Raw genomic sequence first — 19,983 nt, 5'->3', positions numbered from 1 at the left:
ATTTTGATACAGCCCCTTTTTTTATGAAATTAATAAAAGTAAGAAAAAGTATAGATATGTCTGTTATCTTTCAAAATTAGACAAATGAATCATCCATTCTTCGTTATAATAACAATAAAGTGATTGGGCTATGAGTTGAAAAAGTGTAATGCTTTACAGTAACAACAGTTCTTTTCAATCAGATAATGTAGATTATAATTAAAAGGACTAGGTCTAGACTATCACTGTTGTTTACTAAGGGGGAAATGTGAATGTTTGAATTTGAATTAGCACAAGAGAATCGCCAATTATTTAAGAATGAGATTAAAAAGAATTTAGTAAAAAAAGTGAAGCCGTATTGTCAATTTACTGAGATTGATCGATATCTTTTTAGTGAAGGAACACATAAACAACTTTATAAGAAATTTGGTGCTCATGTCGTTCAGAATGAGAATGGAGATTTAGGAACTTATTTTTGTGTGTATGCACCACATGCAAAAGCTGTATCCGTTGTTGGTGATTTTAATAATTGGAATGGAACTCATCATGAAATGATTGGAGATCATGGAATCTGGTCGCTATATATTCCAAAATTAAAATCTGGTGAAACATATAAATATGAAATTACAACTTCATGGGGGGCAAAAATCCTTAAAGCTGATCCATATGCTTTCTATGCTGAGCATCGTCCACATACTGCATCAGTCGTTTATGATATTGAAGATTTTGAATGGACAGATGAGGTTTGGGTGGAATCACGTAAACAATCTAATATCTTTGAACAGCCACTTAACATTTATGAATTACATTTAGGATCATGGCGCCGAGGTGAAGATTTAGTTGAGGCGGAAAACTTCCATAGTTATGCAGAAATTGTTGACGATTTAATTGAGTATGTACTTGAACATAGTTATACGCATATTGAGGTAATGCCACTTTATGAGCATCCATTCGATGGATCATGGGGATATCAAGCAACTGGTTATTATGCAGCAAGTAGCCGTTATGGTGAACCGAAAGATTTAATGATGTTTATTAACCGTTGTCATGAAGCAGGAATTGGTGTAATTATGGATTGGGTTCCAGGTCATTTTTGTCGTGATGCACATGGATTATATCAATTTGACGGTGAACCTGTTTATGAATATCCATTTGCAGATGCCGCAATTTCTGAATGGGGAACAGCAAATTTTGATTTAGCAAAAGGTGAAGTCCGAAGCTTTTTAATTTCAAATGCATTATTTTGGATGAAATATTATCATGTCGATGGTTTTCGTGTCGATGCTGTTGCTAACATGATTTATTGGGGCGGAAATAAAGATCGAGGTGAGAATCATGGAGCCATCGAGTTTTTAAAACGATTAAATACAGCACTCTTTGCTGAAGATGATAAATTATTAATGATTGCTGAAGATTCAACAAGTTATCCATTAGTAACAGCTCCGGTATCAGTGGGAGGATTAGGATTTAGTTATAAATGGAACATGGGATGGATGAATGACACACTAGATTACATTGAGTTAGATAATATATATCGTCCATATCATCATAATTACATCACCTTTGCGATGGCCTATGCTTATAGTGAGAACTTCATTTTACCATTTTCACATGATGAAGTTGTACACGGTAAAAAGTCATTAGTAGATAAAGCACCAGGAGACTATTGGCAAAAGATGGCTCAGTTTAGATTATTGTGCACGTATCAAATGACCTTACCTGGGAAAAAACTTAATTTTATGGCCAATGAGATTGCGCAGTTCCATGAGTGGAAAGATAAAGAACAAGTTGATTGGCATTTATTAAAATATCCTGCGCATGATGCATCGAATCGTTACATTAAAGATTTAAATAAAACATATTTAAATGATGCAGCATTCTGGGAATTAGATCACTCATTTGAAGGATTTGAGTGGATTGATGTTAATAATAATGAGCAAAGTATGTTCTCATATATTCGTAAAGCAAAAAATCCAGATGATTTTGTAGTCGTTGTATTAAACTTTAAACCTGTGGCATATCATCAATATCGAGTAGGTGTTCCAATGGAAGGGGAATATGTAGAGATTTTAAATAGTGATCGTGATTATTATCATGGATCAAATCAATATAATGGTTTACCTTTAAGCTCACAAGAAGGAGTCACTCATGGAAAGCCTTATTTTGTTGAAATGACTATTCCACCTTTTGGAGCGGTTATCTTAAAATATCAAGCCAAACCTTTAAAAGAAGACGTTTTATTAGATGAAAAAGAAGACGTTTTATTAGATGAAAAAGAGGATGTTGAAATTGTATTAGAGGAAGATGTTATAAACATTAACATCGATTAGTTTGAAGAATTAGAGGGGGATGAAGGGATGGCCGTTAACGTTGTTGCTATGATATTAGCGGGAGGAAAAGGAACTCGCTTAAAAGAATTAACCATTCATCGTCCCAAACCTGCTGTTTCATTTGCAGGAAAGTATCGCTTAATTGATTTTGTATTAAGTAATTGTACGAATTCAGGGATTGATCAAGTAGGGGTTTTAACACAGTATGAACCATTAGAGTTAAATAGTTATATTGGAGAAGGTAGTTCATGGGACTTAGATGTACATGGGGCCTCTGTCACAGTGATGGGGCCTTATACCTCTCGTGATTACGGCTTTTTATGGCAAGGTGGAACAGCAGAAGCTGTGATTTTAAATATGCCATTTGTTGAGCAGCATAATCCAGACTATTTATTAGTTTTATCTGCTGATCATATTTATAAGATGGATTATCAAAAATTAATCGATTATCATATTGAGAAAAAATCTGAATTAACGATTTCAACCATTCGTGTGCTAGAAGAAGATACGAATCGATTTGGAATGTTAAAGGTTGATGATCAAAACCGTGTGGTTGAGTTTGAAGAAAAGCCAAAGCAAACGGATAGTCGCTTAGCTTCTATGGGGGTGTATGTGTTCAGTTGGCAAAAGTTTAAGGAGGATATTGCTCATAAATACTATAAGCATCTTTATGATGGGGTTGATTTTGCTCAAGATGTGATTCCTCATTTTATTGATGTTGATTGTGCGGTATATGCCTATGAGTACGAGGGTTATTGGCGCGATGTCGGGACAGTTGAGGGCTACTGGAAAGCACATATGGATTTATTAGATCCTGAAAATGATTTGAATTTACACGATTATAGTTGGCCAATCTTCTCAAAAACTCCTAACTTACCTCCACATCATATTCTAAAAGGTGCAAAAGTTCATAATGCTTGGCTAAATGAAGGAAGTATGATTTTTGGTGAGGTACATAACTCGATTATCGGGCATCGTTGCGTCGTTCAGGAACGTTCGATTGTAGAAAAGAGTGTCATTTTAACGAACGCTTATATTGAACATGATTGTCATATTAGTTATGCCATTATTGGCGATGAAGTTATTATTCCAGCTCATACTGATATTCAAGGGGATGAAAATCATATTATACTAGTGACTAATGATAATTTGGAAGAAATTCTTGAGAATCAAGGTAGGGGGGATGAATAATGAAGAATAAGGCTTTATGTGTGATTGATGGAACGAATACGTCACAATCACTACAAAACTTATTAAATCAACGCTGTGTCGCAGCTTTACCCTTCGCCGGTCGTTATCGTTTAGTTGATTTTGCACTATCGAATGCTGTGCATTCTGGAATTACAAATGTCTCTATTTTCCCAGATGGTGATTATCACTCATTAAGTGATCATATTCGTTCGGGCAAGTTTTGGGGGCTTGATCGTAAGGTCGATGGTCTTTTCTTGTTACCGCCTAAAAAAGAGGTGAGTGCGATTGCGAATACATTGACTTTTGCGAGGATGAGAGAATATATTGAATATTTTCTACGTTCAAGGCAGACGTATGTTGTTATGTATCATGCTAATATTATTACGACCATTCGATTTGAAGAGCTTGTTAAATCTCATATTGAATCGGGAGCCGATGTGACGCAAGTATACTATCGTAATAAGCCTGTGAGTATCTTTGTTTTATCACGTGAGTATTTGATTGAGTTAATTTTAAGGTATGAAATTTCACCATATCAAACAGTAATGGATTTAGTTGAGATGAATGATGGAATTAAAATCAATCGATATGAACATACGTTATATACGCGTACAATAGATTCCATTTTATCTTACTATCGTGCGAATTTAGATATGTTACACTATGAGTACGGCTTTCAAATCTTCTTACTGGAACGTCCTGTTTTAACGAAAACGAAGGATGAATCCCCAACGTTTTATACGAAACAGGCTGATGTCAGTAATTCAATGATCGCAAATGGCTGTCATATTGAGGGGAAGGTTGAAAACTGTATTCTATTTCGTGATGTAACGATTAAGCGCGGGGCAATTGTAAGGAATTCGGTTATTTTACCGAGAACGGTGATTGGTGAAAACAGTATTGTTGAACAAGTTATTACAGATAAGCATGTTTATATTAGTGATGGCGCAAGGTTAAGCGGACAAGAGTATACACCTGTTGTGATTGGAAAAGGACAGCGTGTTATCGGAAATAAAGGGATTAATGTCGTTCAAATTTCAACGGAATGCGTTCCTTTCTATAAAACAGGAGGCTTGGCTGACGTAACATCCGAATTAACGCAGGAGTTAATTAATCAAGGATTAAATGTTGATGTGATTCTCCCGCTGCTTAATTCCTTAGCTGAACGTTATCAAGAAAATTTAAGTCATGAATTCCGTTCTGTTGCGGTGATTAATCAGTTAGAAGTGCCATATGATGTGTACCGCTATTCAAAGGATGGGATTAATTATTACTTCATCTCCTGTGGAGAGTTAACGCGTGAGAAGCTATATGGCTATAGTGATGATTGTCGACGCTATGAATTATATTGTTATTTAACCCTCGATTTTATTGAAAAATGTGGATTGAAATATGACGTGGTTCATTGTCATGATTGGTTGACGGGATTAGTTCCTTATTTTATGAAGTATGTGTTTATGAAGCGAAGCAATTATTTTATGTTTACGAAAACCGTCTTTACGATTCATAACATTCATTATCAAGGAATTTGTGATGTATCAGATTTAGCAATTATCTCGCAGTTTGATTCAATTCCAAATGAAGTGATGTTGTTTGAAAAGGTTAACTTCATGAAGACAGCAATTGTCATCAGTGATGAAGTTACAACAGTTTCTAAAACATACTGTAATGAAATCTGTTATCCATACTTTGCTGAAGGTTTGGATCGCTTTATTGTCGCACGTAAAGATCATCTTCATGGCATTTTAAATGGAGTTAATTATAATTATAATAATCCAGCAACGGATTTGAGTATTTATAAACGTTACTCGGCCAAAAATGTAGAGGTCAAAAAAGAAAATAAATGTCAAATGCAACGCGAGCTTGGACTCCAAGTCGATCCGAATGTACCAGTCATTGGAATGGTTTCGCGTTTAGTTGAACAAAAAGGGTTTGATTTAATTTTAAAAGTTTTTGAAGAGCTCATGTGTGAAAATGTTCAATTTGTATTGTTAGGTGATGGTGATTATAAGTACACTAGCTTCTTTAAAGCAATGGCACAAAAATATCCGACTAAAGTTTCTGTGAATATTGGTTTTTATTCTTATAATTCACAGATGATTTATGCAGGAAGTGATCTGTTTTTAATGCCATCGAGATTTGAACCATGTGGAATTAGTCAGATGATTGCCTTGAAGTATGGAACGATACCAGTTGTTCGTGAAACAGGTGGCTTAAAAGACACGATTATCCCATATAATGAATTTATTCAGTATGGAAATGGATTTGGATTTGCTCATTATAATGCGCATGATATGTTATTTACACTAAAGCGCGCGATTAATTTCTATCATATGCCAGAACATTGGAATAAGCTTGTTCAAAGCGCTATGGCACAAGATTTAAGTTGGAAAAGTTCAACAGAACAGTATATTAACCTCTATCGAAATTTAATAAACGAAGAATAAAGAACCAAAATTTCATTGGTTCTTTTTTTATAGTCTTTAATCATAAATGAGATAAAAAGTTTGGCTCTGTTTTAGATAAATGTTGATGCTTAAAAACATTGATATTAACTACTGTATCTTGAAGTTATCGAACGACGATTTAAGTAAATTAGTATGTTTTAAATAAATATCAACACTCTTTTAAAACAGAGCCAAAAGTTTATTAAACAATAAGAGATTATAGGAAGGAATCATCTCATGGATCTTATTTACTCAATCTATACTTTTTTGAATAGGGCGCAATCTGTATTTGCTTATTGAAAGAGTTAACAGAGGCTCAATAGGGATAACGTTAGATGCTATTTCTATACATAAATCGATCAACTATTTACATGAATTCCGCGTAAGTTGAATTTTTAAAATTTTAGCGATTATTATATAGAAGTAATAGAATTTTTTGCAATTTAAAAAAGTTATAAATTTTTATAGCTCTCTAATTTTCACAACACGAATTCCATCACAAGAAAAAAATACAAGATGGAATGTGAATCTTGTATTTTTTAGTGCTTTATAAAGTTTAATTCAACTGAGTTTAAATTGGGTTAATTTAATTGTTGAAATTTCTTCACCGAACTCTGATTCAACTAATTTTAGGCAGGCGATTAAACAGAGTTCTTTTGACATAAACCTATTTTTTTAGCAAGTGTTCTGTTAAAGATGATGATATTTTATATTTCTAAAGAAGTTATATTAAATTATCGGTTCACTATTTCATAGAGCAAGTCTTTTTAAATCCTTGTGAAGGTGACAAAAAAACAGAAGATTGAGAAGCTAGTGGTTAAATCCAGAGAAAAAAAATGTAAAAAATCCATTGTTTTTATCTACAAAAGGAACGCGTTACATGGGAAACAATGGTTTAATATCGATGATTATCTGCTATAATAAGTTTATGAAATGGAAAAATGTGTAACGTCAGAGGGGTGTTACATATATGGAAGGGAGATATCTTCTTATGGCTAATGTATTTGCTAATAAAGATGTATTCAAAGAAGCGTTTCAAACACGTGTGGAACAAATTTATGGGGTTAAATTCGAAGAAAGTACACCACATCAACGTTATTTCACGCTTGGGACACTTGTTCGTGAGTATATTTCATCAAATTGGATTGAGACAAATGAGGCAATTGCAGAGGGGAAACACAAACAAGTCTATTATTTCTCAATGGAATTTTTGATGGGACGTTTATTAACTAATAATATTATGAACTTAGGCATTCGCTCAGTGATTGAAGCTGGGATGAATGAATTAAATATTGAATTAAATGAATTAGAACGTATTGAGGCTGATGCGGGTCTTGGTAATGGAGGACTTGGACGTTTAGCAGCGTGCTTTATGGATTCGATTGCTTCATTAGGATATCCTGGGCATGGAAATGGGCTTCGCTATCGATATGGTTTCTTTGAACAAAAAATTATTGATGGTTATCAAGTAGAGGTTCCAGATAAATGGTTACAACGTGGCTATGTTTGGGAAGTTCGTAAATCAAATGAATCAGTTGAAGTTCCATTCTATGGACAGGTGACAGTTGAGCACGTTGATGGAAAAGACGTATATAAACATGTTCCAACTGAGTATGTTCGTGCCGTACCTTACGATGTTCCTCTTGTAGGTGACATTTCAAATGGAAATAAGACGGTGAATACGTTACGTTTATGGTCATCAGAACCAACAGAAAATCAATATCCAGATCATCTTTCAGCCGTTGAATACGAAAAAGGTGTTCGTAATATCTCAGAGTTCTTATATCCAGATGATTCAACAACGGAAGGAAAAATTTTGCGTTTAAAACAACAATATTTCTTTGTTGCTGCAGGGGTACGTTGGGCAGTTCGTCAACACAAAGAAACTTATGGGACGCTTGATAATTTCCATGAAAAAAACGTGTTACATATCAACGATACACACCCAGCGTTAATCGTTCCTGAATTAATGCGTATTTTAATTGATGAAGAAGGTTATGGTTGGGATGAAGCATGGGAGATTACGCAACATTCATGTGCTTACACGAACCACACAATTTTAGCTGAAGCGCTTGAAAAATGGCCAGTTCGTTTATTCCAACCGTTATTACCACGCATCTATATGATTACAGAAGAAATTAATCGTCGCTACTGTTTACAATTATTAGAGCTTTATCCAAATCAACCACAAAAGGTTGCAGAGTTAGCGATTATCGGTTATGATCAAGTTCGTATGGCTCACTTAGCAATTGTTGGGTCATTTAGTATCAATGGAGTAGCACAATTACATACAGATATCTTGACACATATTGAAATGAAAGATTTCTATGATATGTATCCAGACCGATTCAATAATAAAACAAACGGAATTACACATCGTCGCTGGTTATTACATTGTAATCCGGAATTAACAACTATTTTAGATCAGGAAATTGGAACAGGATATCATACAAATACATTTGAACTAGCGAAGTTAGAGGAAAAAGTTAAAGATAAAGCAGTTCAAGAAGCTATTACGAAAATGAAATATGCACGTAAAAAAGCATTAGCAGAACGTATTGAACGTGAACAAGGAGTTAAATTAGATCCAAATTCTATTTTTGACATTCAAGTAAAGCGTCTTCATGCGTATAAGCGTCAGCTATTAAATGCGATGCATATCATGTATTTATATAATCGTTTAAAAGAAGATGAAGTATTTAAAGCGAACTTCCATCCTCAATCATTTATTTTTGGTGCAAAAGCAGCTTCAGGGTATTATTTTGCAAAGAAAGTTATTAAGTTAATTAATTCAATTGCCGAAAAAGTAAATAATGATCCAGATACATGTGACTTATTAAAAGTAGTCTTTGTAGAAAACTATAATGTGACATATGCAGAGTTAATTATGCCAGCTGCCGATTTATCGGAACAAATCTCAACGGCTTCAAAAGAGGCTTCTGGAACAGGAAATATGAAATTTATGATGAATGGAGCTCTTACAATCGGAACAATGGATGGAGCGAACGTCGAAATTCATGAATTAGTTGGAGATGACAATAGCTTTATCTTTGGTTTAACTGCAGATGAAGTAAATGACTATTATCAAAATGGTGGCTATAATCCATGGGATCTTTATAACTCAGACTCACGCATTCGTCGTGTGCTAGATCAATTAGTAAATGGATTCTTAACACCAGATACAGAAGAGTTCCGTGATATCTTTAATGCAGTCACACATAACGGAGATGAATACTTCGTATTAAAAGATTTCGATGCTTATGTTCGTGCTCAAGAAGCTGCAAATCAAACATATAAAAATCGTAAAAAATGGATTGAAATGTCAATGATTAATATTGCACGTTCTGGTAAATTCTCATCAGATCGTACAATTGAAGAATATGCAGACCAAATTTGGCATTTAGAAAAATTAAAGTTTTAATAAATATCAATAGAAGCAACTCTTTTTAGGGTTGCTTTTTTGATGTGCTAGTATCTTTTTAAGGAACTAAAAAAGATACCCTCAAACGAGAGTATCTCTAAATAGATTTAGCCAATAATTGATTCGTATAAGTTTGATTTGGCTGCAAAGTATTTTGTTGAGGCATCAGCATAAGCTTTGTATGTTTCCTCAAGTGTTGAGAAGTCATTGTTTAATCCGTTGAAGTATTGTATAGCCTCACTCGGTTTTTTTGTGTAAAACATCTCTTCTGTTTTAGATAGCTTTGAGTTTAATGCTTCAATTTGTTTATGTAAAAGTGATAATTCATTTAGACGAGTTGTTTCTAATTCAATAGCTTCATCTGCTAATTTTTTTTGCTCAGCTGATAATTTGGAAGTAGTATTTTCTAACTTATTAGTTAAATCCATATTTATTAAGTCTGTTAGCTGTGACTGTAATAGTTGAGTATTTTGATAAGCTATATTGAATTGTTCAAAGGTAGTTGTTACATCTGTTTCTTCTGTGTAAGTTTCTCCAATTGTAATTAAGTTCTGCACAGATGATTGTAATTCATTTAAATTTTGTGCCATTGATTGAGTATTTACTTCAATATTTTGTTCAATTTTTGTATCAATATTACTTAAGGCTGTATAGGTTCTTGTTTCAGGAACCTGATATGAAAAGGCAGCCATTAATCCAATCACTAAAATAGCAAGTAAAATAACGATTGATAATGCTTTTTTCATGATGGGTACCTCCTAAATTTCATCACTATGGAAGAAGTTTCGAGTAAAGTGTTGCTCTGGATTATAAGGTAAGAATTCATACCCTAAACTTTGATAATATTCAATAACACGTGGTAAAACTTCTAATGTTGAATTTTTTTCATGGAATAAGACAACTAAGTTGGTTGCATCTTTTCTTAGCTCTGTATAGTGTTGAACATTTTCAAAGACTTGGTTGGCATCAGTATATTTCCAATCAAGAGAATCAACGTCCCAATCCCAACATTTAAATCCTGCTTCATTTAAATCTTTAATATGTTCAGGTTTGAAAGTGCCTCCTCCAGTTCCATAAGGTGCACGACATAATTCACTTTTGAATCCACCAGTTATTTCTTCAATTAAAGCTTGCTCTTCTTTTAATTCAGCAACAAAGTTAGCAGGTCCATTCTCACCATATAAGTGATTGTAGTTATGAGTCATTGTATGCATTCCAATGTAATGACCTGAGTCCTTCATACGTTGTAATAATTCTTTTGAGTTAGCGTTATTACTTATAGAGGTTCCTAACACAAAGAATGTTCCTTTAACATTATACTGGTCTAAAAGATCCATTATTTTTGAAGCGTTATTAGATGGCCCATCATCAAATGTTAAATAGACAAATTTAGCTTCTTGATTGTGCCAGCGTTTAATTGGTGTTGTTTTTTCAAATGTTAATTGTTCAACAGGCTGTTCATTGTAAGTTAAATGTCTGCGTTGTTGCGAGAGGTTGGCAAAAAGTCCTCCTACAATGATCGCAACGATTACCAAACTAAATACGATATAAAATAATGGTGATGGTTGCTTTTTAGTTGAGTAGTAGCTTCGATTATAGTTTCCCATAAATAATCTCCTTTTCATTTAATGTATGTCTAATTGTTCATTATTTTCTAATATAATTAGATCTTCCTTCACTGGAAGGCATTTTTTAAGATAATGAATAAGCTCTTGTTTGGTTTTAAATTTAATTAATTGATATGGATAAATTGGGGCATATTTTTCTAAATAGTATAAATCAGTAGCTGTATAAAATAAAAGTCCTGATTGTTCAATATAAACTTGGTTATGACTTTTATCATATATGAAAAGATTGATTAACGATAATTGTTCAGGTGGATGAAAAGATAGTGTTCGGCTTTTCCAAGTCTTTTTAATTTCATTAATCATTTGTTGTTGATCACTGTCAGAGACTTCAATAGGAGCATAAAGGGCTGTAAAGAGTTTGAATTGATCTGAAGATAAAGTAGCATATGGATTAGTTTCTATCAGATCTAAATCAAAACTAGAGATGTTAAATATTGAATCTGATTGAAGTTTTAAATAATGATTAAATAGGCGAAAGGACAAAAGTTTAGAATCCAAATCATAATAAGGTAAGTTGTTTTCATACCAGGTATCCATCAACTCTTTAGCTGGATACTCAATTTTAGAAGTACTCATCTTTGTTTTAATGAGTTGATCTTTCTTCATCATATTATTGTAATCAGAAATAGTATTCCAAAATAGTGTTAAATCCTTTTGAGGAATCGTTTTGGGAATGAGAGTTTCTAATAGTTGTTTTGATTGTTGATCGTCAAGATTAGAGTAGGTATAGGTGTCTTTTTTTACAAGGTAACCCCCTATGAGAATAAGAGTTAATAGCCAAAAGATTATTAGTTTACGTTTCATTTAAGTTCATCTCCATCGGTAGATTGATGATGAATTCAGGATAGCCCATATATCCTGGGGCGATTTCATAACGATCAAAAGAAATAACAACTTGTCCTTGTTCATTAATATAAAATTTTTCTTCATTTTCAAGAACTTCAAAAATATTAATCTCATCAAAGAAGAGCATATTTTCATCTTCTTTCTTTTTAGATTCAATTTGTTTATAGATTTCAGTTCCTACTTTTGTTAAATAATCAGGACCAAATAATGTCCGAAGTGTGATGTGACCTCCAGTTTGTAAATCAACGTTGTAGTAGTATTGTTCTTTATCAACTGTAGAGTAAGGAATATTCTCATACTTTTTAATGATAAATGATAGATATCGATCATTATAGAACGTTGTTTGATAGTCAACCTCAACTAATAATGGTTCGATTTGAGACGGCTTGTATCCTGCTTGAATGTAAGTATCATAAAGTTCTTTAGCTAACTGTTCTGATTTAGAGACGCTGAAATCAATTTGTTTTTTTATTTCATAATTGATTCGATCTTCGAGTTCATTATTTCCTGTATTTTCAAGAACAGGGATCCTAACATAAATATTTTTCATCTCATCCATTGTTTGATAGTTTCTAAAGGTTAAGACTTTAACGATCTGAGTTAAGAGTGGAATATCTGATAAGTTGCTAGCTAACACAGGGGAGGTGTTTAAAAGAATCACAAAGACAGTAGTCATTGCAAGGGTTAGAGGAACAAGAAGTTTAAAGAAATGTCTTGTTGATCGAGGTGGAGAAGTTTCATTAACGGTTTGTTGGATGATTTCACTTAAGTTATCAGGAACTTCAATCTGGTCATATATTTTTTTCGTATTTTTAAGCTTATTCATAAGGGTCAATCTCCTTATAATTGAGTTTTAATAGTTTTAATGCTTGGTAAAGTCTTGATTTAACCGTACTTAAGTTAGTATTTGTAATAGTTGAGATTTCTTCAAGAGTCATTTCTTCATAAAACCTTAAAATGATAATTGTTTTTAGTTTATCGGGTAATTTATTGACTTCTTGGTATAAATTTAATTCATCCAAGTTGTATAAATCAGAGTGTGGAATCTGTTCAATTTCTGATGAAAAAGTGAGTAGTTGCTTATTCGTTCGAAGATAAGTCAGACTTTCATTAACGAGAATGCGATAAAACCATGTTTTAAGAAATTGAATATCTCTTAAAGATTGATATTTAGTTAAAGCTTTATAGATAGCATTTTGAACAGCATCAAGCGCTGCTTGTTCTTCACGCGTATAACTATATGCAAATCGATAAAAGTGCTCTTGATTTGTTGTTACAAACGTAACAAGCTGTTCATAAATATCTTCCTTGTTATTTATTTTGAACACAACTGTGAATCTCCTTCCAACCTCATCCTGTTAATTTAGTTATCTTTAACAGTCCTCCATTTATTAGACGTATATTTGTCTAAAAAAGTTTAAATAAAATAAAAAAAATGTTCTTTTTTAGCTTATTTTATGTAATTAAAGCAAAAATAATAGTTAAAGGAGCGGTATTAATGGAAAAACGCTGTGAATTATGCGAACGTAGTGATATCAAATTAACCAAACATCATTTAATTCCAAGAGAAGAAGGTGGAACAGAAAAAGATATTGTCATGATTTGTTCAGATTGTCATCGGCAAATCCATGCTTCGTACTCAAATCAAGAGTTAGCACTTCGATTATTTTCTATTGAAGCGTTAAAAAGCGACGAAAAATTAAAAAAGTTTATTCGATTTATAAAGAAGCAACCTGCATCAAAACGGATATCTATTGCCAAGTCTAGAGATAGAAAGTGTAAATAATTGATAATTGATTTATTAAGGGCATAAGATAGTATTTATAAGCCATTAAAAGAGGGAAGATTAAAAAGTTGAATTTCATATTTCAGTTTGTAGTTTGATGGTGTTGTAAAAAGAAGAGTTTGTTTCAAGGTTAGTATTGCAAAGTATGAACTATATGTTAGGGGGATGTATCGTGGAAGTATAAATCTCATTCATTTTTTTCTAGAGTGCGGTCATTCAGTTTATAAAAGTTCTAATAGGTGAAGCAATGAAGGAGGTAGCAGTTTAGGAGCCAAGTGAGTATGGAATGTTAAGGATAAAATCTTAATTTAGATAGTTTCATTTTAAATTGTGCTCCTAGACGAGTACATACTGGTGAGGAATAGATAGATTTGAACGAGTGTATAATCACTTAACAGAGGTGTTAACAGCATCAGCTATATAAAAAAAGACTGCGAGTCTTTGCAGTCTTTAGTATGATAGTTGATAAATTAAGAAGCGTTCTCGGTGATCACGTTTGTAGTTAGGTAAAGTGATTTCTTGTTTCAGTGTAAATGCGGTACGATGTTCAAGGAAGTATTGATATTCATCTGAAGCATAATAAAGAATTAGTTCAACTTCTCGAGGCGTATTTTCTAGTGAGATTAAAATATTTTCCACGATCTTTCTAAAAATTTGAATGGAGAATGGATTAAAGAAATAGAATTTGTTATCTGTTGGTTGAATGAGGTAGTCTTCAGCTAAACAGCAATAAAAATCAATGCAATCTTTTGGGCGACGATGTTTTTTTAGATAGTTATCTTTATTTCGCATTGCATCCTCATAAAAGGTTTCGTTTAATTCTATTCCTATGACATGCGCATGAAAATAATGTTGGATATAGAAGTTTAAACGTCCTTTTCCACACCCGTAATCAACGACATGGTCGGTTGATTTGAGCTGATATTGTTCAAATAAATAATTTAGCATCTCATAAGGGGTTGGTTCATATCTGTGATAAAGATGAGAGGTATGATATTTATCAACACCACTTGTTTCAATATTTAATAATGTTTCATAATCTTTTTCATTCATTTCATTTATCCTCATTTATTGTGATGATTTAATTGTATGAGTTTATCCAAAAAGTTTCAAGAGAATATGTGTGGATAACTCATAAAAAGGAGAGATTTAATTGAATAAGTCTAATAATAGAGTTCAGATTAAAAGCTCTAGCTTTGAGGAGTTAGGCTATGTCAAAAAGCTTTGAGCAGACGAAGAGACGATGCGTGATGTTGGTGGAATCATTGAATTTGTACCCGAGCGTCATCAAAGTTGGTATGAACGTATGGTGAAAACTAGGTGATGGCTGTAATGTCTATTGTTTGGTTTATAACGAAAATCAGAGGCCCGTTGGTGAGATTAGTTTTCATTGTTATGATGAAAATGAAAAAAGTGCCTCGTTTAATATTAAGATACAAGCTCGTTATCGAGGGAAAGGATATGCTAAAGCCACAATGGATTTAATGCTTGGTTATTATTTTAATGAGTTTGGTGGCGAAGTCATGATCGATGAGGTCATAAATGAACGTGGGATTCGCGTCCTTATGAGTTATGGTTTTGAGAAGGTAGATAAAACTGAAGTTGGAATATTGTTAAGATTAACAAAAGACAAGTTTAATCAAATTCAAAAGAGTGACTAAATGTTACTCTTTTTTATGATGACATTGACGTTTGATGAATATCTTTTATATAATAGAAAGCTGTATGTAATTTTTATAAAAGTGAGGTTATCGATGAAAAATTTAAGGCAAGAGTGGTTAGGGAATACAAAAGGTGATATTTTAGCAGGAATTGTTGTGTTTATGGCGTTAATCCCAGAAGTGATGGGCTTTATGATTGTAGCAGGTGTTGACCCGATGGTTGGGGTCTATGCAACGTTTTGCATGACGATGATTACGGCTATTTTTGGAGGTCGTCCAGGGTTAATCTCAGCTGCAGCGGGAGCTATGGCATTAGTTTTAGCAAATTTAGTTCGTGATTATGGGATTGAATATATGTTTGCAGCAACTATTTTAACGGGGATTTTACAAGTTATTTTTGGATATTTAAAAATCGGGAATTTACTAAAGTTTATTCCTAAACCAGTGATGCATGGATTTGTGAATTCACTTGGAATTATGATGTTTATTTCGCAGTTAGAACATTTCCAAGGAAATTCTATCTTATTGCTACTAGGTGCAATTGGAATTGCGATTATTTATCTGTTCCCTAAAGTAACAAAGAAAATTCCATCTCCAATTGTGGCGATTACAGTTGTTACAACAATTGTGCTTACATTTAAAATAGATATTAAAACGTTAGGAGATATGGGGCGATTAACACGTGAATTACCAAAGTTCATGATTCCTAATGTTCCATTTAATTTAGAGACGTTATCAATTATTTTTCCCTATGCGATTTCGTTATCCATTGTAGGGATTGTAGAGTCATTATTAACAGCGCAGTTAATTGATGAAATCACTGAAACGTCAAGTCATAAAAATAAAGAAACAGTGGCACAAGGACTTGCTAATGTAGTGTCAGGATTCTTTGGTGGGATTGCTGGTTGTGGTATGATTGGTCAATCAATGGTGAACTTGAATTATGGTGGACGCGGGCGTTTAGCGAGTGCAGTCGCAGGATCATTAATGTTAGGCTCAATGATCTTATTTAGTCGATTTGTGATTAAAGTTCCTGTTGTTTCATTAGCGGCAGTGATGGTGGTTGTTTCATTGACCACGATTAATTGGCAATCGTTCAAGCGAATGCATAAAGTTCCATTAACCGACAATGTAGTGATGTTAACAACAGTAGGGATTGTGGTAATAACACATAACTTAGCTTATGGAGTTGTGGCAGGAACGTTATTAAGTGCTATTTTCTTAGGAATCAAAAGTTCAAAAGTACAAGTAATTAAAGTGGATCATACTTATATGGTTAGTGGACAATTATCATTTGCCTCTGCTTCCGACTTTATCGCTGCTTTTGATTATCAAGATGAAGACAAGACAATAACGATTGATTTTACAAATGCTCGTCTTTGGGATGAGTCAGCAGTTGATGCTATTGATAAGGTTATGCTTCGCTTAGACAAAAATGGTATTGAAGCAACATTAAGCGGATTAAGTCCAAGTTGTAAAACATTAGTGGATAAATGTGCACTTCATAATAAAACAGATGAATTAAAAACAGTCTCAGGCCATTAAAAAGAGCGGTAAAACGCTCTTTTAATTTGTCAAAAAACATGATAATTCGATATAATAAAGCTAAGTTTAGATGAAGGATGAGGCAATATGATAGGTGCAGGAGAAATTCGGGTGAAACTAAAGCGTAACCCAAAACAGTTATATGAACATCAAGTAGAGGCATTAGAGGTATTAAAACAGATAGATCAGCACGAGTCATTTAAATCAGTCTTAGTGATTCCAACAGGTGGAGGAAAAACATTAACTGCTTGTTGGTGGTTATTAAATGGTGCACTGAATAATAAGAAGAAAGTTTTATGGTTAGCACATCGACAACTTTTATTAGAACAGGCGGCTAAGACTTTTGAGCTAAATGCTTATGCAGATGTGATGACTAATCGATGGGGATTTAACTATCGAATTATTTCTGGTACTCATCAGTCAACTCAAATGATTGAACGTACCGATAATTTATTAATTGTCAGTAAGGATAGCTTAGCTAAGCGTGTGAAGAGTTTAGATTGTTGGTTAAAAGGTGAAAAAGAATTATATATCATTGTAGATGAAGCTCATCATGCGAGTGCGCCAACTTATGAGAAGATTTTAAATCATCTTCAGACTAAAGTTCCAAATATAAAATTACTTGGGTTAACGGCAACCCCTTTCCGAAGTGATGCTCGTCATCTAAGTGAAGTGTTTCCAGATGATATTGCCTATAAAATTGATTTAACAGATTTAATTAAACGAGGGATTTTATCGCTTCCTCATTTTGAAGAATGTCAAACAGATTTAGTTTTAGAATTAACGAAAGAAGAACAAAAAAAGTTAGAGCTTGAAGATTGGATTCCATCTGATATTGCTATTAAAATGGCGAAGCATAAACTGAGAAATGCTATGATTGTGAGGAAATACGATTATAAAAAATATGGACAAACCATTGTTTTTGCTATTAATCGAGTCCATGCCTTAGTTTTAAAGTCATTATTTGAAAAATCAGGTGTGAAATGTGGGGTTATTATTTCCCGGGAAACTGATGATATTTTGGAAATGAAACAATTTGGTGCAGAAAATGAGGCTGTTATTACGGCTTACCAATGTGGGGAAATCAATATATTAATTAATGTCAATATTTTAACGGAAGGGGTAGACCTTCCTCAAACTCGTTCTGTTTTTTTAACCCGCCCAACGACTTCAGCAACATTAATGACCCAAATGATTGGTCGGGCTTTACGCGGAAGTAAAGCAGGTGGAACTAATGAAGCCTATATTGTCAGCTTTATTGATGATTGGCAAGATAAGATTACTTGGGTGAATGCAAAGACATTGATGAATGAACAGAAAGAGTTACGAGAAGGAGAGTTGAGTGATCGGGTCGAAAAGATTTATGAGCAGATCTCATTTGCTAAATTAGAGGAATATATTCATTTATTAGATGCAAGTATTGATACAACTCAATTCGAGTCGATTCGGTTCATTAAACGAATCCCATTAGGAATGTATGCTTTTACGTTTGTTGATCGAGGGATTGAACGGAGTCATCAAATTTTAATATACGATAGTACGAAGCGTCGCTACGATCATTTGATTGAACAGTTACCACAGTTTTTTAATTATCATCAAATTAAAGGTGAGATTACTTCACCTCATTTATTACAAAAGTTAAGTGATATTTGTGCACGACGTTGCTTTTTAGGTGAGTTCATTCCCGCCTATGATGAACGTGATGTTAAAGCCTTGCTTCAATATTTTAGTGTTCATCAAGAAGCGCCACCATTTATTCCATTTGAACAATTAGATCGTGAGCGTGTGGATTTATCGAAGGTGGCTCAAACTATTATTGACGAGCATTTGACGCGTTCAGAGCAACGTGCTTATATCGATCAGTTGTGGAATAGCCCAGAGTCTTTATTCTCTATTTATTTTCATAAAAAAGTATTTTTTATGCGACAACTAAATATTGAATTGAGAAAATTAGTGGAGGGAGAGACACGTGGAGTTAGTTAATGTCTATGATATTGCAACATTTTTATCTGTTATTGACGTTTCATATATAAGAGAACGACAAATCATTAGTGAATTATATCGGGATTTACAATATGAAGGATCTTTGAATGAGTTTATGTTAAACGTTGATGAGCAATTAGAACAATTAGACGTTCAAGTGATGAAAGAGATTGATGAATTACAATCACAAATGAAAAAAAATCTAATTAGTTGTCACTTTGAAAAAGATATGGCGCACTATTTGAAAGTTATGAAACTTAGGATGCAATATACTGAGGCTGACTATGTGAAAATCAAGCTACGCACTCTTTTAAAGCAATTAGGTTATAAGCGCCGTAGTGATAAATTAGTAGCGGAACTAAATAAGATGTTTCAACAATTAGGTTTAATGGTTTATAAAAAAGGGGGGATTTTAGGTGATTTATCTGAATTAGCATTAGATGAATTTATGACTATTCGATTAAGGAGTGAATAAGATGATTAAAAAGCAGATTCAATCATATGTTCCGATGAATGAGCAAGAAGTACAGGATCAAAAAGTGATATTAAATTATATCAAATTATTTGAGCATAATATTTTAACAAGAGAAAATGAATTTGCACATCTGACAAGTTCAGGATTTATTTTAAATGAGGCAAGAGATAAAGTTTTAATGATTTATCATAATTTATATAATAGTTGGGCTTGGACAGGTGGGCATGCTGATGGTGAGGCAGATTTATTAGCAGTGGCAATAAAAGAAGCTAAAGAGGAAACAGGGGTTACAAATATTCGTCCATTAAGTACAGAAATCATGTCATTAGATATTTTACCGGTTTGGGGTCATATGAAGAAAGGGAAGTATGTAAGTTCTCATCAACATTTAAATGTTTCTTATTTATTAGTTGGAAGTGAGGAAGATGTATTACGTATTAAAGAAGATGAGAATAGTAATGTCGGTTGGATTCCAGTTAATGAAATTGAAACATACTGTCAGGAACCACAAATGATCCCTATTTATCAAAAGTTACTACAACGTGCAACAGTTCTATAAAAAGTTGATAAAAGAAAAGTCTTAGAAAGTATTTTTTCTGAGACTTTTTTATTTATGTAAAGGGGCAGTTTTATTTTCAAAAATGTTCTTTTTGTGTTCTATGTAAAAATAGTGGTGAAAATGTTGATTTTT

The 19,983-nt window shown here is 33.2% G+C and carries 16 protein-coding genes; 10 read left to right on the top strand and 6 right to left on the bottom strand.

Features of this window, described 5'->3' with window-relative positions; all coding sequences use genetic code 11:
* Positions 1-251 precede the first annotated feature (251 nt).
* The 4 genes from glgB (at position 252) to NEH74_RS03575 (ending at position 9,368) form a co-directional block, all read left to right on the top strand.
* On the top strand, positions 252-2,309 hold the full coding sequence (glgB, locus tag NEH74_RS03590) for a 1,4-alpha-glucan branching protein GlgB (RefSeq protein ID WP_082427796.1): 2,058 nt from the start codon (positions 252-254) through the stop codon (positions 2,307-2,309).
* A gap of 27 nt (positions 2,310-2,336) precedes the next feature.
* The gene (locus tag NEH74_RS03585) at positions 2,337-3,500 is read left to right on the top strand and encodes a glucose-1-phosphate adenylyltransferase (RefSeq protein ID WP_055304897.1); all 1,164 of its coding nucleotides are present in this window, start codon (positions 2,337-2,339) and stop codon (positions 3,498-3,500) included.
* A complete protein-coding gene (locus NEH74_RS03580) occupies positions 3,500-5,947 on the top strand; it encodes a glycogen/starch synthase (protein WP_055304895.1) in 2,448 nt (815 codons plus the stop codon). The genes NEH74_RS03585 and NEH74_RS03580 overlap by 1 nt, the downstream gene beginning before the upstream one ends.
* A 991-nt stretch (positions 5,948-6,938) precedes the next feature.
* The gene (locus NEH74_RS03575; RefSeq protein ID WP_055304893.1) at positions 6,939-9,368 is read left to right on the top strand and encodes a glycogen/starch/alpha-glucan phosphorylase; all 2,430 of its coding nucleotides are present in this window, start codon (positions 6,939-6,941) and stop codon (positions 9,366-9,368) included.
* 107 nt (positions 9,369-9,475) lie between these two features.
* Here the strand turns inward: NEH74_RS03575 and NEH74_RS03570 are convergent, their stop codons facing one another.
* Genes NEH74_RS03570 through NEH74_RS03550 form a run of 5 tightly spaced genes read right to left on the bottom strand, consistent with a single transcriptional unit; the run spans position 9,476 to position 13,170 of the window.
* Positions 9,476-10,114, bottom strand: a complete 639-nt coding sequence (locus NEH74_RS03570; RefSeq protein WP_055243319.1) for a hypothetical protein — start codon at positions 10,112-10,114, stop codon at positions 9,476-9,478.
* Between the two features lie 12 nt (positions 10,115-10,126).
* The gene (locus NEH74_RS03565; protein WP_147614343.1) at positions 10,127-10,975 is read right to left on the bottom strand and encodes a polysaccharide deacetylase family protein; all 849 of its coding nucleotides are present in this window, start codon (positions 10,973-10,975) and stop codon (positions 10,127-10,129) included.
* Positions 10,976-10,993: 18 nt separating this feature from the next.
* On the bottom strand, positions 10,994-11,800 hold the full coding sequence (locus NEH74_RS03560; protein ID WP_055304889.1) for a DUF4300 family protein: 807 nt from the start codon (positions 11,798-11,800) through the stop codon (positions 10,994-10,996).
* The gene (locus tag NEH74_RS03555) at positions 11,790-12,668 is read right to left on the bottom strand and encodes a DUF3298 and DUF4163 domain-containing protein (RefSeq protein ID WP_055243316.1); all 879 of its coding nucleotides are present in this window, start codon (positions 12,666-12,668) and stop codon (positions 11,790-11,792) included. Before NEH74_RS03555 ends, NEH74_RS03560 begins: the two co-directional genes overlap by 11 nt.
* On the bottom strand, positions 12,661-13,170 hold the full coding sequence (locus NEH74_RS03550; RefSeq protein ID WP_238581162.1) for an RNA polymerase sigma factor: 510 nt from the start codon (positions 13,168-13,170) through the stop codon (positions 12,661-12,663). Before NEH74_RS03550 ends, NEH74_RS03555 begins: the two co-directional genes overlap by 8 nt.
* A 170-nt stretch (positions 13,171-13,340) precedes the next feature.
* Between NEH74_RS03550 and NEH74_RS03545 the strand changes: the two genes are divergently transcribed.
* Positions 13,341-13,628 carry an HNH endonuclease gene (locus NEH74_RS03545; protein WP_055304887.1) on the top strand — a complete coding sequence of 96 codons (288 nt, stop codon included), beginning with the start codon at positions 13,341-13,343 and terminating at the stop codon, positions 13,626-13,628.
* A gap of 450 nt (positions 13,629-14,078) precedes the next feature.
* Here the strand turns inward: NEH74_RS03545 and NEH74_RS03540 are convergent, their stop codons facing one another.
* Complete coding sequence (locus NEH74_RS03540) at positions 14,079-14,681, bottom strand: class I SAM-dependent methyltransferase (RefSeq protein WP_055244737.1); 603 nt, start codon at positions 14,679-14,681, stop codon at positions 14,079-14,081.
* Between the two features lie 290 nt (positions 14,682-14,971).
* Here NEH74_RS03540 and NEH74_RS03535 point away from each other — a divergent pair, with 290 nt between their 5' ends.
* The 5 genes from NEH74_RS03535 to NEH74_RS03515 all read left to right on the top strand — a co-directional run bounded on the left by NEH74_RS03535 (position 14,972) and on the right by NEH74_RS03515 (position 19,851).
* Positions 14,972-15,289, top strand: coding sequence for a GNAT family N-acetyltransferase (locus tag NEH74_RS03535; protein WP_055304885.1), 318 nt, complete (start codon positions 14,972-14,974; stop codon positions 15,287-15,289).
* A gap of 93 nt (positions 15,290-15,382) precedes the next feature.
* Complete coding sequence (locus NEH74_RS03530) at positions 15,383-16,834, top strand: SulP family inorganic anion transporter (protein WP_055304969.1); 1,452 nt, start codon at positions 15,383-15,385, stop codon at positions 16,832-16,834.
* An 87-nt stretch (positions 16,835-16,921) separates the two neighbouring features.
* Positions 16,922-18,817, top strand: a complete 1,896-nt coding sequence (locus NEH74_RS03525) for a DEAD/DEAH box helicase (RefSeq protein ID WP_262941092.1) — start codon at positions 16,922-16,924, stop codon at positions 18,815-18,817.
* Positions 18,804-19,292, top strand: a complete 489-nt coding sequence (locus NEH74_RS03520) for a hypothetical protein (RefSeq protein ID WP_055304881.1) — start codon at positions 18,804-18,806, stop codon at positions 19,290-19,292. Before NEH74_RS03525 ends, NEH74_RS03520 begins: the two co-directional genes overlap by 14 nt.
* Before the next feature lies 1 nt (position 19,293).
* Positions 19,294-19,851 (top strand): NUDIX hydrolase, encoded by a 558-nt coding sequence (locus NEH74_RS03515; RefSeq protein WP_055304879.1) that lies wholly within the window; start codon positions 19,294-19,296, stop codon positions 19,849-19,851.
* Positions 19,852-19,983: the final 132 nt, after the last annotated feature.

Source organism: Turicibacter sp. GALT-G1 (assembly GCF_025594995.1).
GTDB classification, from domain to species: domain Bacteria; phylum Bacillota_I; class Bacilli_A; order MOL361; family Turicibacteraceae; genus Turicibacter; species Turicibacter bilis.
Note: the sequence above shows the minus strand (reverse complement) of the source record. Positions and strands in the feature narration are given on the sequence as shown.